We start from the raw sequence: 15,604 nt of genomic DNA, 5'->3' as shown, positions 1-15,604 counted from the left end.
TTAGTATTTGTATACGTTTCGTTGCTTTATCATGTGCATAGGAATGAAAGGCGAGCACAAGCTCATATATATAAAGAAAAACCATAGGTGGCGACTGCGATGATTCAGCATATTTATGAGCATTATCACATGCATGTTAAAGAATTAATCCCCCTTGGCCCCTATAAAAGCTTTTGGATTCGCAACAAAATTTATGTACTTGTTCCAATTGGAGAAATGGAGGAAGAAGTACTTGTAGAGATGAAAAAGCTCAGTGATTATATGAACCAGCAAGGGGATATAACTGTTGCGACTTTCGTTCCGACTATACACGGCTACCATGTAAGTGAGATAGAAGAAAAAAATTACTGCTTATTAAAAGGTATGCGTATGTTAGAGCGACATGCTACATCATTAGGAAGCGAGCTTTCTATCTTCCATAAACGTGGTGCATTCTTTCCAGAAGAAGTTGAGCAATTAAGCCGCATTGGTGAATGGAAAGCATTATGGGAAAAAAGGCTCGATCAATTAGAGAAATTTTGGCAATCACAAGTGATGAACCATCCTTCAGACGTATTCGATCAATTGTTTATTGAATCCTTCCCGTATTACTTAGGAGTTGCAGAAAATGCAATTCAATATGTTGTCGATACAGAAATGGACGATACACCACAAATAACTGACGCAGCAACAATTTGCCAAGAACGATTTACACCTCTATTATGGCATCAAACGAAGCGCTTAAAACTTCCTTTTGATTGGGTATATGATCACCCAAGTAGGGATATAGCAGAATGTATTCGCTATATGATGATAGAGAAAAAGAAAGATTGGGAGCAAACGGTAGTTCAATTCATTACAGATTATGAACGTAATTATTCGCTCTCTTCATTTGGTTGGCGCTTATTATTCGCAAGGCTTCTGTTCCCGCTTCACTACTTTGAAACGGTTGAACGATATTATCAAACAGGAAACGAAGAACAAAAAGGCATATATAGAGCCCGTTTAGAAATCATTTTACATGATGTGAAGCGCACTGAGCAATTTATGAATCATTTTTACGAGTCATTTCGTTTACCTGTTGATAAGTTAGGCATTAGGAAACTAGATTGGCTATCTTAAAAGTATAAAAAAGAGGCCAATTGAGGTCTCTTTTTTATACCACAACAGATACCCGTGTCCATCTTTATATAATAAGAAGCTATGCTCCTACTTTTTGATCTGTACATATAGTTAAAATAATGTGGTGTCTTTCAATTTTTTCATTTACCTTTTTTAATAATTCTTGTTGTATTTCTTTAAATAAAAATTGATAGCTCGTATTCCATGTCGGTATAGCGGGTGAAAGACTTAATAAATATTCTTTTTTCTGTTCTAATTCTTGAATTGTTACAAAAGTACTCCCTATTTTTGGCATACGTCGTCCCCCTATGTTTTTCGCTTTATATGTGTGAACGATTCACTATATATTAATTATCGCATTTTTTGAGAAGGATTTCCAATTTTGTTTTATGATGTTAATAGTGTAGGGGAGTATGTTTTGTTTGTGTACAAAAAAAGAGACCAAATATGGTCTCTTTTCTTAGAAGTAGCTTTGAACGAGCCGCTTCCGCTTTTAGATTAAAATACTTGTTCTACTTCAATAACGCCTGGTACTTCTTCAAGTAGTGCGCGTTCGATACCAGCTTTTAGTGTGATTGTAGAACTTGGGCAGCTTCCGCATGCACCCATAAGGCGTAATTTTACGATACCTTCTTCAATGTCTACTAATTCAACGTCTCCGCCATCGCGAAGTAAGAATGGACGTAATTTATCTAATACTTCTAGTACTTGTTCTTGCATATGTGGGTTTTCCATTTTTATCGACTCCTTTCATCAGTTTTATTATAATCAAGATAGAGGGGAAAATCTATTTTTTCTGTTCTTGTTTTATTGTCGAAATATTTTATCATGTGTACAACGTGTTTTTTCAGTATAGGGGTATGGAATAAGTTTGTAAAATGATGTGCTTATGTACTAAGGTATCTGAATATACTGTTAGAGCAAGAAGTGGGGGAGAAGAAATGGTTAATGTGCAAGTGTATGGGACGAAAGTGATTTGTGCGAGTTGCGTTGGAATGCCATCTTCAACAGAAACGTTTGAGTGGTTACAAGCGGCGATTGGTCGTAAATATGAAGGACAAGAAAATAAATTTCAGTTTGATTATATTGATTTTCAAGAAGAACAAGAAGATGAGGATAAAAAAGCATTCGCAGAGCGAGTAGTGGAGGAAGATTTATTTTATCCAGTCGTTCTTGTGAATGGAGAAATTGTTGGAGAAGGAAATCCTCGTTTGAAGGATGTTTACGAAGAAATCGAGAAATATTTATAAAACAGGAAGCCTTTGCGAATTTGCGAAGGCTTTTTTTAATGGAGGGATAGATGTGGAGAATGGAATAAAACATGCTTTACCAGAAGAAGTAAAGCAATTAATGGAGCAGTACATAGTAGAATTAAAAGAAATTTTTTTAGATGAAAAAATAGTGGGGGTATATATTTACGGATCCATCGCGCTAGGAGCATTTCATATAGAAACGAGCGATGTTGATTTTGTTACGGTAATAAGTGATTCCGTGAATGAAGCTGAAAAACAGCAAATTATAGAACTGCATAAAAAAATTAGGAAAAGTACGTTAGGTAAAAGAATGGACGGTATGTATATTCCGCTTGATGACTTAGGGAAATACAATCATGAAATCAATGAGTACGTGTATTGTGCAGATGGTAAGGCTGATATTGGTCATTGGGATATTAACGCGGTAACATGGTGGACATTGAAAAACCAAGGCATTACAGTTATCGGGAAAGAAGCAGAAGACCTTCCCTTTCAAATAAAATGGGACGATGTAGTAAATACAATGAAATATAACGTAGAACATTACTGGCTTGAAAAAGCGAAGCGTCCTTATTTATTTTTCATAGAAGAATGGGTAGAATCAGCTGTCGTTACGATGGGACGTATTTTATATACGTTAGATCATAAAACAATCGTTTCAAAAGATAGAGGATTACAATACTTATTAGAACGTTCAGCGAAAGAATGGGAGCCTTTATTAAAAGAGGTAGAGCGAATGCGAAATAATCCAAAGGGAAAGCGCAAGCTCTCTATTTGGAGGCGGGCTGATATGACGAAGAGGTATTTGCTGTGTGTGATTGAAGAGTGCAGGAAGAAGTGGTAGGTGAATAGTAAAAGCATCCTTTGTATGAAGGGTGCTTTTACTATTTTTATATAATGAAAAAGTACTTTACAAGAAATGAGAAGTCGAAAGACAATATTAAAAAACATATATATACGGGGGAAGAGAATGAGTAAATATAACTTTCATATAAGTAAAGAACAACTATGGAAAGGATGTATTTTAAGATCGATTGCAGATGCAATTTTTGTAGCACATGCTCCTGATTTCTCACATGAAAGTTCGTGGGATGATTTTAACTATAGTGTGCAAGATAGTCAAGGCGGAAGAGGTACAATTACCTTTCATCCGAAGTACACAATCGTATGTCTTCAAGATGTGAATAGTGAGCGAATTGACGAGTGGATTGATGCGGCAAATTATTTTGAAGGGGCGCCTTCGGAAGTAGTAGACATTGCTAAAGAGGAAGCACTCCAATACTTACTAGAAGAGGTAGAGGGGGAAACAGTGCTTTTCATTACGACAGCATTTTGGATTGATGATAACGGTGCATATTCAATCGATTCATTTGAAGAGATGGAAGAGAACGGTGGATTCTTATTAGAAATCCCAATGCTTGATACGAAATCAGCAATTGAAAGGTTGGAAGAAGAGTATGAACTGACAGAGGAACAAATCGATCTTTTACAATTAGTGTATGAGAGAAAAATTCAAAATCCAACCGAGGAAATTACGTTGTCTAAAGAGGAGGTAGCGATGATTGGAACAAATGATAGCGAAGGGTTGGAAGAGAGTAAAGAGTCGTTTGAAGAAATGAATATTACTTGGGAGTTGTAGGGAGGATATAAAAGGGGACTAAATATGTAGAACTGTGATAAAAAACTAGTAGAAAACAAATTGTGTTTTCTACTAGTTTTTTCATATGAAGCCCACATTTGAACCTAATCGAAAATGATAGAAAAATAATACGAAATATGGGAAGTTTCATGTGAAACATTTTTTATTATAAAATATGTAAAATGTTTAACTTAGTGTATTAAATGCATCATTCATAAGTATTTTAATATATTTAAAAGTAAAATGAAATATGAAACCGATAATTGTCGGAATATTTTCGATTTCCGTTCATTTTTGTGAAATATATGTACTTTTTGTTAGATTCCTTCGATTTGTGCATATACAATAAAATTATATCGAAATAAGAGAAGGATGATGTACGTGAAGGAAACTGTTTTACAAGAAACCATCTCCCAGCAAGAACTACATAAAGGTGTTCAAAAGAATACAGCATATTACGATTTTAAGTGGGGACAAGTGAACAATCCCGAGAAAGAAAATACGTGGAATTGGGTAGCATTTATCTTCCCGCACTTTTGGTTAGCTTATCGTAAAATGTATCAGTTATTTATTATACTTACGTTATTAGCGGTACCTACTTTAATTACAGCTACTTTTATTGATATACCAATGTGGATAGATTTTATAATATATGTGGGGACGATGCTGTTTACTGGATGGCAAGGGAATCGATTGTATTATAAGCATGTTATCCGTATTTTACATAAGGCAGAAGATGTGCCTGATTATAAGAAAGAGTATTATTTACAATCAAAAGGCGGCGCTCATATCGGGCTTATGATTGGTTTACAAGCAATAGTAATTGCGGTATTTGGCGTGATAAGTTTCGGTTTAGCACATTTACCGACTGAATCTAATATTAAAAACGTTGTTCGCTTAAGTCTTGAAGGAGAGGCTTTAGAGTCTATCACAGACAAACCAAATTGGAAGTACGTTAAAAAAGAAAAAGATTATGACGTAGTAGAATTTACTGGTTATGATTATGAAGAAAAGAAAAATGTGAAAATTAAATTCGCTGTATATTTAAATGATGATTACTTTGAATGGCAAGAAATTTATTTAAATAATAAAAAGTTAAGTGAAGAAGAAGCAGAAGAGTATCAAATTTACGTTGAAGAAAATATGTGGTTTTTCTAGAGAGAAACTCGTTTATTTGGAAAGGAAGAATCTTGTGAAGGTTCTTCTTTTTATATGTTAGGAGGAAAAGGTAATATGATAGATGTCCATTTTTATGATTGGGCTAAGAAACGTCCTAAAAAACATTATAATCGATTAAATGAAATGAGAATTTTTGAATTGATTTTCTCAAAGGAATTAAGTAGATTGGATCTTGGATTAGAAACTGTAGAAAATATTGATATATACTGTCTAGCCAATCCTAATAAAGATATTTCTTATGAATTATGTGAAGATTTGTGGGAGATTTGTATATTCGTTCCTTATGATTATATGCAATTTTTAAATCTGGAATCAGTTGAGGAGAAATATAAGCATTTTTGTGAGTTGGTTCACCTCTATGTTGTACCAGCTATTGAAAAATATTCAAAAATATCATTAGAATTGATTAAAAAGTATGTGAATGAAGCGCTTCAGGAAATAGAGAAAGAGAATTACGAGATTGTATTTTTAGTGGATAAAACACCGAAGAAGAGCCCAAGCCGAAAGAAAACGGCCATATTAAAAGGAATTCATCGTTCGGAAGGATTTCAGCTAATGTGTGAAGTGTATAACGATAAAGGGCTAAGAGTGGTAAATAAATTACTCGTAGAAGAAGTAGGGAATGAAGTAGTCTACTCCAGATTTTTAGGCAAACTAAAATGGGAAAATGAGCACTTAATAGTAGTGAAATCTAAGACAAGTAGTTGGATGGAAGAAGTACATGTCGAATAAGTTAATTAACGAAAAATGTGAATACAAAACGCCATACTAATTGAAATTTTGTAAAATACAATAAAAAATGAGAATTTGAGGTAGGCTTGTCAATAACGTGAGACTATGGCAGTATAAAGAAATGCTATACAAATTTTATTTATCGACATGTAAAAATCCGATTTGATTTTTACGTATAAATAATGAACGGAGGAAATAGATTTATGGCTACTTTACCAAATTGTCCAAAATGTAATTCAGAATATACGTATGAGGATGGCGCTCTTTTCGTATGTCCAGAATGTGCCCATGAGTGGGGCCAAGAAGCGGAAGCTGAAAATAATGATGGTGCAAAAGTTGTAAAAGATGCGAACGGAAACGTTCTTCAAGATGGCGATGCTGTTACTGTAATTAAAGATTTAAAAGTAAAAGGAACTTCTTCAGTTGTGAAGATTGGTACGAAAGTAAAGAGTATCCGTCTAGTTGAGGGAGATCACGATATTGATTGCAAAATCGACGGTTTCGGAGCTATGAAGTTAAAATCACAGTTCGTTAAGAAGGCGTAAGTAAATAAAAAGAGGAGGCGAGTAGCCTCCTCTTTTTTTATTGTCAGTTTTTGTCGGTAAATCGATATTTCTAATAGAATCGTTGATATAATTTCATTTACCTCGGCGCGCAACACTTAGTTTATGATTGTACTTCAACTTCTTTCAACTGACACCGCTTATTAAAGAACGTTTTATACCCGAGCTGTAAGAAGATAATAACAGAGAAAGCTGTACTTCCAGAAATGCCAAGTATAATCGCAATTTGATATTGAATAGCTGTAAATGGTGATACACCGGATAAAATTTGTCCTGTCATCATGCCGGGAAGACTTATAATTCCCATTCCGACCATAGAATTAATTGTTGGTAAAATAGCAGAATCGAAAGCATCCCGAATGAGCGGAGCAGCTGCTTCTTTCGGTGTTGCGCCGAGCATAAGTGCACCTTCGATATGATCTCTTTGTGATTTCATACTGCTTAAAAAGGTATTTGCCCCGAGGCAAATACCTGTCATAGCGTTACCGATTAGCATGCCGGCAATAGGAACGATATACTGCGGAGCATACCAAGGATCGTGCCCGATAATGACAAAGATAAATAGTAGAAGAGGGCCAATTGATCCAGCAATCATGGAGAGGGCGGCTACTCGTTTTAATTCTTTTGACATTGGAATATTAATTCGTTTATAAATATTAAAAATTGCAAATGTAGTAATAGAAGTAATGAGAGCTATTGTATAAAACGGATTACTATTTTCAAATATGTATGTAAGAACATAGGCGACTAGTACAAGTTGAATCGTCATACGTAATGTAGCAATTGTAATTTGTTTCTCACGTGGTATTCCTTTTAATTTCACAAGCCCAATTAAAATAAGGATGAAAATATATGCAGCTGCAAGTTGCCAAATTTGTAATTCAATAACGCCCTTCAATTGATAGCACTTCCTTTCTAGTTGCACCGTTTGTTTTACTAATTTCAATAATATCGTCTGCAATTTCTTCCGGAAGTTGCTGTGAGTGTGTAATGAAGATAACTGTTTTTTTCTTTTCTCTTGCTAGTAGAGTGAATTGTTTCATAACGCGGCGTTCTGTATCACCATCTAGTGCCGAAGTTGGTTCATCTAATAAATAGACGGGCGGATCCATTAGTATAATGCGAGCGAAAGCAAGTCTTTGTTTTTCGCCACCTGATAAAGAAGAGGCGTTATCTTCTAATTTTTTATCTAGACTAACAGTCGTTAATGCGTCCCGCAGGGCATCGTCATTTGGAAATGGCTTTTCAGAAAATCGAAGTCCCATTAATAAATTATCTTTAATTGTTCCATCAAAAATAGGCGGAGTTTGTCCGAGCATGACAACTTCACGGCGTAATTGAATGGGAGGATAATCTAAAATAGATTTTCCGTTATATTCAATTGTGCCAGATGTTGGCGATTGTAAATCGTTTAACATACGAAGTAATGTGCTTTTTCCGCTACCACTTTCACCGATAATACAAGTTATTTTTTCTTGTTGAATTTGTAAGTAAGGAATGTGTAGAATATCTTTATATTTGATGTCTTTTAATATAAACATAAATTGCTCCTTTCTAAATAGACGTGAAAAGGCTGACTACATAGTAGACAGCCCTTAAAGTATTAACCCTTATGATATTTGTACATCCAAAGAAGACCGGATTTTAATAATCTCGGTACACGCCCCATTAATGGTTGGTTTGCTAGTAAACCAAATCCGTGTTTTTTACCGAGAGAACCGAGGACACCTTTTAATTTAATAACAGGAAGTTCATCAGGAAGTGGTTCGTTATTCCAACGTTTTAATAATATTTGGACAATTTGTTCTCCTTGACCTTCAGCAAGTTGAGCAGATGGTGCGTGTGGAAGTGCTGCACAATCTCCTACAACATAAACGTGCTCGTTATTTGGAATATTGTGATATTTAGTTAAAACAACCCGTCCGCTACCATCTTGTTCAACTGGAAGGTTTCGAACAACTTCATTTGCTTGAATACCAGCTGTCCATACGATTGCATCACATTCAAGTGGTTCATCATGGTTGTATACAATGTTTGGTTCCACTTTTGTAATGTTAGAGTTTCGTATAATGGTAACTTTATGTTTTACAAACCATTCTTCTACGTATCTACTTAATTTCTCTGGATACGGGAATAAAATTCTATCTTTTCGATCAAATAAATAGATTTTTAAATCTGAACGGCTCTCACGAAGTTCACTTGCCACTTCAACGCCGCTTAAACCAGCCCCAACGACAGCTACTGTTGCATTTGGTTCTAAGCTATTTAATTGTTCATATGTCTTACGTGTTTGTTCAATTGATTGTAGGCTATGTGTATATTCCTTCGCCCCAGGAACGTTGTGATATTTATCTTCGCACCCAAGTCCGATAATTAAATCATCATATGGGATTGCTTCGCCGCCATCGAGATGAACAGCCTTTTCTTCGAGATCAATATTTGTTATTGTGCCGTATTGAATATTGAGGCGTGGGTGTTCAGGAAACGGTATACGAATATGCGTTTCTGAAATTGTACCCGCAACTAACGCATAATATTCAGTTTTGAAGCAATGATATGGTACTTTGTCGATTAATGTCACTTGTACATCATTTGGAAGTTGATTGCTTGGAAGTAGCCGCTGCAGAATTCTCATTCCACCGTAGCCCCCACCCAGTATTACGAGGTGTTTCATGATGGATTACCCCTTTTCTGTTGAAATATCCCCTAATCATACAATTTTATATTAATAAAATATTTTGACTTTACACAATCAAATTATATCGAATTTGTGAACAAATAACAATGCATGAATGAATACTCTGTTGTACAATAAGAAGAAAAGTAAAGTAAACTGTTTTCATTTTCTAGTTACTATTTACTATTTCATTATGAGTAGTATGTTATATAAGGAAGACTATCTATTGTGAAGTGAAATAGTGAAGTAACTAAATAGTTTAGAATATATAACGAAAACAACAAGAAACAGCTTAGTTTTCTTCTTATAAATAAAGTGGAATGGTAACAAAGGGTTACTTATCCGTTTCGCAAATTAGGTATGCACTTCATGCCTGCTAAAGTAAATGGTAATTTGTTTAGAGATACAGGGGGGAGAGTTTTGATTAAACCATTAATCGAATTTTGTGTAGGTAACCTTGCAAGCGGTTCGCAAGCGGCTTTAGAAAAATTAGAAAAAGATCCTAATTTAGATGTCATGGAATATGGGTGTTTAGGGTATTGTGGCATTTGTTTTGAAGGTCCATTTGCACTTGTAAATGGTGAAGTTGTACAAGGTGCAACAGTAGAAGAACTTGTAAATAATGTATATGATTATATGGATGAAAATCCAATGTTTTAAAGCGTTGCAAACAGGCAACGTTTTTCTTTTTTCATTTATTAGGAGTGTTTATTTCGAAAAAAAAGGCCCTTTTAGAAGGGCTTTTTTCTTACGCGATTTGTGTAAGAACGGCTTATTGCCAAAATACTGTCAAATATGAGAAAGGGGGGACATTCGTATTGTGTTCTAAAAGCATGCATTTTATACTTGAAATAATAAATTATTTTTGGAGTGAATAAAAATGAGCCAATTTTCTTTTACAAAAATGCATGGTCTTGGAAATAGTTATATATATGTAAATATGTTTGAGGAACAAATTAGAGAAGAAGATTTAGCACTTGTAGCGGAGAAGGTTTCAAATATTAATACTGGTATTGGTGCAGATGGAATGATTTTAATTTGTCCTTCTGACATGGCACCGGTAAAAATGCGCATGTTTAATAACGATGGTTCAGAAGGAAAGAGCTGTGGAAATGGTTTACGCTGCGTAGCGAAATATGCGTATGAGCATAAACTAGTAGAAGGTAAAGTTTTCACAATTGAAACGTTAGCTGGTATTGTTACGGCAGAAGTAACGGTAGAAGATGACAAAGTTACATTAGCGAAAATCGACATGGGGGCACCTCGTTTAACACGTGAAGAGATACCGATGCTTGGTGAAGGAGAAACACCATTTATTCGTGAAAACTTCTTATACAATAATCACCGTTATGCATTTACAGCTGTTTCAATGGGGAATCCGCACGCGGTTATTTTTGTTGATGATGTAGAAAAAGCGCCTCTTACAACGTTAGGACCGGTTCTTGAGACGCATGAAATGTTCCCAGAGCGAGTGAATGTTGAATTTATCGAGATTTTGAATGATGAAGAGATGAATTTCCGCGTTTGGGAACGTGGATCTGGTGTAACACAAGCTTGCGGGACAGGAGCATGCGCAGCTGTCGTTGCGGCAATTTTAAATGGAAAAATGGAACACGATAAAGAAATTACAGTTCACTTAGCAGGCGGCGATTTAATGATCGCATGGACAAAAGAAGGAAATGTATTAATGAAAGGACCTGCGGAAATAATTTGCCGCGGAGTGTATGAGTACAAGATAGAAGCGTAAAGATGTATAATAGAATGAGAACAGAAAGGATGGTGTATTTCATGATTGAAGTAACAGAACAAGCAGCTTTTCAAATTAAAGATATGTTAAAAGATGCTGAAGATGGAGAGAAGTACGTGCGCCTTGCTGTACATGGCGGCGGATGTAGTGGTCTTTCTTACGGCTTAGGATTTGAAGTAGAACCAAAGGAAGACGACACAGTTCTTGAGTTTTTCGGTGTTGAATTTGTTATCGATAAAGAAAGTGCTCCGATTGTTAAAGGAGTGAAAGTTGACTATAAGCAATCTATGCTTGGCGGCGGATTCACAATTGATAATCCAAACGCAATTGCATCATGTGGATGCGGATCATCTTTCCGTACATCGTCGAATGCTGGTAAGCCGGAAGAGTGCTAAGTTTTTTTATTCCGTTATGCTAAATGGAAATTGAATGGGTAGGTTGCATATAAAGACCTTCTTAGCGATGAAATCAAATCGTTAGGAAGGTCTTTTCTTTTGCCGTTAAAAAGAAAAAGAGCAGGACAAAGATAGTGAATATATGCAAGAAGAAGGCTAAAGAGGATACATGAAGGGGAAGGCCAATTTCTAGAGTGAAGAAATAATTATATTTAAACGGTTGTACATACGGATTTTTACTATCTTACAAAAGTGTAATGTTCATGTCATGTTTTTGAATTTCTTCTTTAAAGCTTAGGCTTTAAGATAACAATATAAGAAAAACACATGAGGTGAAGGAAATGAAAAGGTATATTGCACTTTTTAGTATTTTAGTTGTATTTGCAAGTCTATTAGTTGGCTGTGATTTAAACCGTATGGGTAAAGATGAGTACTACGTTCAAATTACTACTGATGGAATCGAAAAGAATGAAAAAGCTGATAATGGTCAGCCGCACAAATCATTCGAGTATAAGTTAACTGGATTTGATAAAGAAGGTAAAGAGAAAGAATTAGAATTTACAGCTGTGAAAAACCTTCGTAAAGAAGCATTCTTGCGTGTATTCCACTCAGATAAAAAAGGTGTAACTGCTTGGGAAGAAGTGAAAAAGGACGAGCTTCCTACGAAAGTGAAAGAAAAATTAGGTGTGAAATAAGAAAGATAGAAAAGGAATTGACGAACAGGGTCAATTCCTTTTTTCGTTCTCAAAATCCTCTTCTGAAATGACTTTAAATCCATGTCTTTTAAATAAAGCCGTTGTGACCCCATAACCGATTTGTTTATTGCCATTAAATTCTCCTGTGTAAATAGTAGAACTACCACAAGATGGACTGCGTTCTTTTAAAATAATATATTCTGGGTTTAAACCTTTTATTTGTTCTAATGCTTTATAAGCACCAAGCACGAAAGCCTCCGTGACATCTTGGCCTTCTTTCGTTATCACTTTTGCTGTCCCGTCTAAAACGTCATCACCATTACCACCAATAATTTCAGCCGAAGGACGAGGTGTAGGTAAACCGCCCAATACTTCGGGGCAAACGAGGGTGGTGTCTTCCCTTTGTAATAACTCTTCTATTTTTGAAACGAGATTATCGTTGCCGTCATAACGACAAGCAATGCCACCTAAACAAGCGCTAATTACAATCATATTTTCATCTCCAATAAAAAATATTAAATATCACGCCAATTGCTCTTCCTGACTCTTACCTATAAATGAGGTGATAAAAATGGGAAGCTTATATAATTTAATGAAACCATATAGTGAATTTCGAAGTAAAGAAGAGTTTAATGTATATCAAAAACAAGTTTTGAAGTGCTATCGATTTCAATTGAATAAAACGGATTCTATCATTATTCATTTTTTAGGAAAGTATGCGGTGAATGAGAAACAAAAAACAGTGGGGGTTGCTTGTCCGTTAATGGAGACAATTGCTACAAATGTTGGAAAGAGTATTCGTACGGTACGCCGCTCGATTGCGAAGTTAGAGGAGCTTGGAATTATAAAGCGTGTTGCGACAAAAGAAAGATATAAGCGCGGCGGATATAGTGCAAACTTATATGTATTTCTTAAATCTGCGATTGACCGCATGGATGACCGTATGAAGATGTCCGCATGTGAAAGTGATGATCGTGCAGATGGCTGTAGTGGAAATGAGCAAAAAAATGAGGGGGAAACAATTCTTTCTAAAAACATTCCACAAATAAAAGAGAAAAGAAAAGTAACGTACGAGCTTGATGAAACGTATTGTCGTCACGATATACCGAAGCCTTTTATATACGCGCTCATACCGATGACGAGTAATCCGAAGAAGATTAATATATTTTGGAGTAAGGTGGAACTTGCTTATAAAAAGAGCGGATTACTAGAACAAGGTGCTGTATTAGAGGGAATATTAGCTGATGAAGAAGTGCGTAGAAATTTAATTTGGAGGGTGAAAAGTGTTGTGAGAGCGTATAAGTACGGAGAAATTCGTAAAGATGTTGGAGCACTGTTGTATAGTACGATGCGAGATTTATTTTTAGAAATTGGATTAGAGTGGGGAGCGGCATTAAGGAGAAGTAAGGGAATACCGTTATTCGATCCATTTAAAAAAGAGTCATGCGTATAATACATGACTCTAAGTAGCTAATCGAACTTTCTTACAACTGGAACACGAATTGCTACAAATAGTACAAAGACGATAACAGCGATTGCACCGCTTTTCATAACCGTTACAATTGGAATGCCGATCCCAAGTGCAAGCGATGTAAATGCGTAAGAGAGCGGAATGAATCCCATCGATGAAAGCATGAGTAAACTCATAACGCGTCCCATCATCTCTTCTTTTACTGTTGATTGAATCATTGCCATAAGTGGAACGATAGCCATCGCAATTGTAATACCGTAAAACATTCCGGCTAATAACGCTTGCCAAAGTACGGTGCTAAAGTTAATGGCTAGGAAGAATATACCAGACAGTAGCATCATGATAATACAAAATAGACCACGTCTGCGGTTAATGTTTTTTAATCCGACAATGACAGCTCCTATCGCCATCCCGCCGCCAACAGACGCTTCTAAGTAACTAAACTGAAGTGAATCACCGTGCAGAACGTTTTTGACGAAGAGCGGGAAGCCTACTTGCATTGGGCCGATTAAAAATAAGTTTAAAAAGGCGCTACATATGAGGAAAGTTGAAAGAAATGGTGATTCTTTTACATATGAAATTCCCTCTTTAATAGAAGTAAACATGCCTTTATCTGTTTCATTTTTTTCGGGTACTGTAAATTGTATTTTTTGAACGAGTATCGCAGCGATAATGAGTAGCAGGATTGTAATTGAAAAAATTGTTTCATAGTTCGTAAATTTAATGAGAATACCGCCAAGTACAGGTCCTAAAATGACAGATGCTTGGTTTGTCATTTGAGTCAGTGAATTTGCTTGTGTTAAACGGCTTTTTTCTACAAGTTCAGGCAGAATAGATCCATCTGCTGACCAGAAGAAAGCGTCAGCAAGTCCGAAGAACAAAGCGAACAAAGCAAATGTATATAGTGTTACATCACCGACGATGAACCAGGTGAGAATGGTTGCGACAAGAATAGCGCGAATAATATTAGAGTAAAACATAATATTTTTTTTCGGGAATTTATCAGCTAATGCTCCGCCGATAATCATAAAGATGAGCCTTGGAACACTAAGAGCCACGAAAACAATACCGAGTGAAGCCTCAAGGTTTAATGTTTTTGCTATGTACCATGTTTGTGAAAAAGTAAAAAAGGCTAAAGCAAAACTTGAAAAGAGAGTAGCTGCCCAAAGAAAAAGGAAGTTCGTATTTTTTAATAACGGTTTTCCGCTTCCTTCTAAAGCAGATTTATTTTGTTGTAGTTCCTCCATAGTGCTTCCTTTCTATGTACCGATTTTAGACTGAAAAACCTATTAATAATCGTTTTACCCCACGTTAACGGGCAGTAAAACTCCCACCTCAAAATTTGGCTCGAGCAAAGAAGTTAGGTGGGAGACCAACTGCCGTAAACGCCCGATTGGTGAGGGCTAATACTCAGTGGTGGATGAACACCCCCCCCCACTGAGTATAGTTTCACTTTATACAGTTTCTAATAGTTCTATACTGCACTTTCTCATTGTAGACAATAATAATGAATTTGCACAGTGGCTATTTCACGACAAAAAAGAAGATACCAAGGGCATCTTCTTTTTAATGTTTTAGGCTAATGCAATATAAATATTCACTTGTACGTTATTTGGATCTGTTGCTTTTTCATCATACAGTTCGAAATCTGTTGTAAAGGCACGTTTGTTTTCTTTCGACCATTGCCAAATATATTCCCAAGTTTCACAAATGACTTCAGAAACAGGACCTTTTCTCGTTGTAAATACCGCATACGTAGTAGCAGGGATTGTTAAAGTTGTCATATTTTCAGGAACGTCTTCTAATGAAGAAACGGGCATACCAATCGTAAATTGATACGTACCAGTTTCATCTGATTCGTAGTTTGAATAGAAGGCGAATGTTTCTTTTGTTTGTTGATTTGGAATTTGGTGCATAATTTGTTCTTGGAAGTAGCGATTCCAAAGCATTGGAATCCTTCCTTCAGTCGATGCTTCTTTTTCGTTTGTAGTTGTAATAGAAACACCGATTGCTTGGAAAGCTCCTTTTTTTACGATAATAGGTTCTTTCATTAATAAAACCTCCCTTTATTAAATGAAACGTACGTTCTGTTTTTATTGTAACATATTTTGGAAGTAAGTAGTGTTTTTTATCAAATTGGAATGTATTTTAG

Annotated in this window: 20 protein-coding genes; 12 read left to right on the top strand and 8 right to left on the bottom strand. The window is 35.7% G+C overall.

Annotation, left to right across the window (positions count from 1 at the left end; all coding sequences use genetic code 11):
- Positions 1 to 99: 99 nt before the first annotated feature.
- Complete coding sequence (gene yutH, locus MHI07_RS23330) at positions 100 to 1,101, top strand: spore coat putative kinase YutH (protein ID WP_340826559.1); 1,002 nt, start codon at positions 100 to 102, stop codon at positions 1,099 to 1,101.
- 79 nt (positions 1,102 to 1,180) lie between these two features.
- Here the strand turns inward: yutH and MHI07_RS23325 are convergent, their stop codons facing one another.
- Positions 1,181 to 1,396: a carbonic anhydrase gene (locus MHI07_RS23325; protein ID WP_070129118.1), complete on the bottom strand. Its 216-nt coding sequence runs from the start codon at positions 1,394 to 1,396 to the stop codon at positions 1,181 to 1,183.
- A gap of 203 nt (positions 1,397 to 1,599) precedes the next feature.
- Entirely contained in the window at positions 1,600 to 1,836 is a 237-nt protein-coding gene (locus tag MHI07_RS23320; RefSeq protein WP_000431159.1) for a NifU family protein, read from the bottom strand.
- Between the two features lie 206 nt (positions 1,837 to 2,042).
- Here MHI07_RS23320 and MHI07_RS23315 point away from each other — a divergent pair, with 206 nt between their 5' ends.
- The 6 genes from MHI07_RS23315 (at position 2,043) to phnA (ending at position 6,449) form a co-directional block, all read left to right on the top strand.
- A complete protein-coding gene (locus tag MHI07_RS23315) occupies positions 2,043 to 2,351 on the top strand; it encodes a YuzD family protein (RefSeq protein WP_002160015.1) in 309 nt (102 codons plus the stop codon).
- 52 nt (positions 2,352 to 2,403) lie between these two features.
- The gene (locus MHI07_RS23310) at positions 2,404 to 3,198 is read left to right on the top strand and encodes a nucleotidyltransferase domain-containing protein (RefSeq protein ID WP_215572158.1); all 795 of its coding nucleotides are present in this window, start codon (positions 2,404 to 2,406) and stop codon (positions 3,196 to 3,198) included.
- 126 nt (positions 3,199 to 3,324) lie between these two features.
- Complete coding sequence (locus tag MHI07_RS23305; RefSeq protein WP_340826556.1) at positions 3,325 to 3,993, top strand: hypothetical protein; 669 nt, start codon at positions 3,325 to 3,327, stop codon at positions 3,991 to 3,993.
- Positions 3,994 to 4,365: 372 nt separating this feature from the next.
- Positions 4,366 to 5,151: a DUF2628 domain-containing protein gene (locus MHI07_RS23300; RefSeq protein ID WP_165762453.1), complete on the top strand. Its 786-nt coding sequence runs from the start codon at positions 4,366 to 4,368 to the stop codon at positions 5,149 to 5,151.
- 75 nt (positions 5,152 to 5,226) lie between these two features.
- A complete protein-coding gene (locus tag MHI07_RS23295; RefSeq protein ID WP_340826918.1) occupies positions 5,227 to 5,904 on the top strand; it encodes a hypothetical protein in 678 nt (225 codons plus the stop codon).
- Positions 5,905 to 6,107: 203 nt separating this feature from the next.
- The gene (gene phnA / locus MHI07_RS23290) at positions 6,108 to 6,449 is read left to right on the top strand and encodes an alkylphosphonate utilization operon protein PhnA (RefSeq protein ID WP_002112620.1); all 342 of its coding nucleotides are present in this window, start codon (positions 6,108 to 6,110) and stop codon (positions 6,447 to 6,449) included.
- A 121-nt stretch (positions 6,450 to 6,570) separates the two neighbouring features.
- On the opposite strand, the gene MHI07_RS23285 is transcribed toward phnA, so the two are convergent.
- The 3 genes from MHI07_RS23285 to MHI07_RS23275 form a co-directional block, all read right to left on the bottom strand.
- Complete coding sequence (locus MHI07_RS23285) at positions 6,571 to 7,365, bottom strand: ABC transporter permease (protein ID WP_078173462.1); 795 nt, start codon at positions 7,363 to 7,365, stop codon at positions 6,571 to 6,573.
- On the bottom strand, positions 7,349 to 8,008 hold the full coding sequence (locus MHI07_RS23280; RefSeq protein WP_002112619.1) for an ABC transporter ATP-binding protein: 660 nt from the start codon (positions 8,006 to 8,008) through the stop codon (positions 7,349 to 7,351). The genes MHI07_RS23285 and MHI07_RS23280 overlap by 17 nt, the downstream gene beginning before the upstream one ends.
- Positions 8,009 to 8,070: 62 nt before the next feature.
- A complete protein-coding gene (locus MHI07_RS23275; RefSeq protein ID WP_002160022.1) occupies positions 8,071 to 9,141 on the bottom strand; it encodes an NAD(P)/FAD-dependent oxidoreductase in 1,071 nt (356 codons plus the stop codon).
- Positions 9,142 to 9,564: 423 nt separating this feature from the next.
- Here MHI07_RS23275 and MHI07_RS23270 point away from each other — a divergent pair, with 423 nt between their 5' ends.
- The 4 genes from MHI07_RS23270 (at position 9,565) to MHI07_RS23255 (ending at position 11,981) form a co-directional block, all read left to right on the top strand.
- The gene (locus MHI07_RS23270; RefSeq protein ID WP_002015892.1) at positions 9,565 to 9,804 is read left to right on the top strand and encodes a YuzB family protein; all 240 of its coding nucleotides are present in this window, start codon (positions 9,565 to 9,567) and stop codon (positions 9,802 to 9,804) included.
- A 220-nt stretch (positions 9,805 to 10,024) separates the two neighbouring features.
- Complete coding sequence (gene dapF, locus MHI07_RS23265) at positions 10,025 to 10,891, top strand: diaminopimelate epimerase (protein WP_340826555.1); 867 nt, start codon at positions 10,025 to 10,027, stop codon at positions 10,889 to 10,891.
- Positions 10,892 to 10,932: 41 nt separating this feature from the next.
- A complete protein-coding gene (locus tag MHI07_RS23260) occupies positions 10,933 to 11,286 on the top strand; it encodes a HesB/IscA family protein (protein WP_016106515.1) in 354 nt (117 codons plus the stop codon).
- Positions 11,287 to 11,627: 341 nt separating this feature from the next.
- Positions 11,628 to 11,981, top strand: coding sequence for a YxeA family protein (locus MHI07_RS23255; protein WP_340826553.1), 354 nt, complete (start codon positions 11,628 to 11,630; stop codon positions 11,979 to 11,981).
- A gap of 30 nt (positions 11,982 to 12,011) precedes the next feature.
- Here MHI07_RS23255 and MHI07_RS23250 read toward each other — a convergent pair whose 3' ends face one another.
- Positions 12,012 to 12,473: a DUF523 domain-containing protein gene (locus tag MHI07_RS23250; protein ID WP_340826552.1), complete on the bottom strand. Its 462-nt coding sequence runs from the start codon at positions 12,471 to 12,473 to the stop codon at positions 12,012 to 12,014.
- Positions 12,474 to 12,552: 79 nt separating this feature from the next.
- Between MHI07_RS23250 and MHI07_RS23245 the strand changes: the two genes are divergently transcribed.
- The gene (locus MHI07_RS23245) at positions 12,553 to 13,434 is read left to right on the top strand and encodes a helix-turn-helix domain-containing protein (protein ID WP_078181315.1); all 882 of its coding nucleotides are present in this window, start codon (positions 12,553 to 12,555) and stop codon (positions 13,432 to 13,434) included.
- 17 nt (positions 13,435 to 13,451) lie between these two features.
- Here the strand turns inward: MHI07_RS23245 and MHI07_RS23240 are convergent, their stop codons facing one another.
- Both MHI07_RS23240 and MHI07_RS23235 read right to left on the bottom strand, forming a co-directional pair.
- Positions 13,452 to 14,699 carry an MFS transporter gene (locus MHI07_RS23240; RefSeq protein ID WP_078173464.1) on the bottom strand — a complete coding sequence of 416 codons (1,248 nt, stop codon included), beginning with the start codon at positions 14,697 to 14,699 and terminating at the stop codon, positions 13,452 to 13,454.
- A gap of 327 nt (positions 14,700 to 15,026) precedes the next feature.
- Complete coding sequence (locus MHI07_RS23235; RefSeq protein WP_340826550.1) at positions 15,027 to 15,503, bottom strand: GyrI-like domain-containing protein; 477 nt, start codon at positions 15,501 to 15,503, stop codon at positions 15,027 to 15,029.
- Positions 15,504 to 15,604 lie beyond the last annotated feature (101 nt).

Origin of the sequence: Bacillus sp. FSL H8-0545, assembly GCF_038006105.1 — a bacterium.
GTDB lineage: Bacteria > Bacillota > Bacilli > Bacillales > Bacillaceae_G > Bacillus_A > Bacillus_A cereus_U.
The sequence above is the reverse complement of the archived record's forward strand: the minus strand, read 5'-3'. Positions and strand labels throughout refer to the sequence as shown.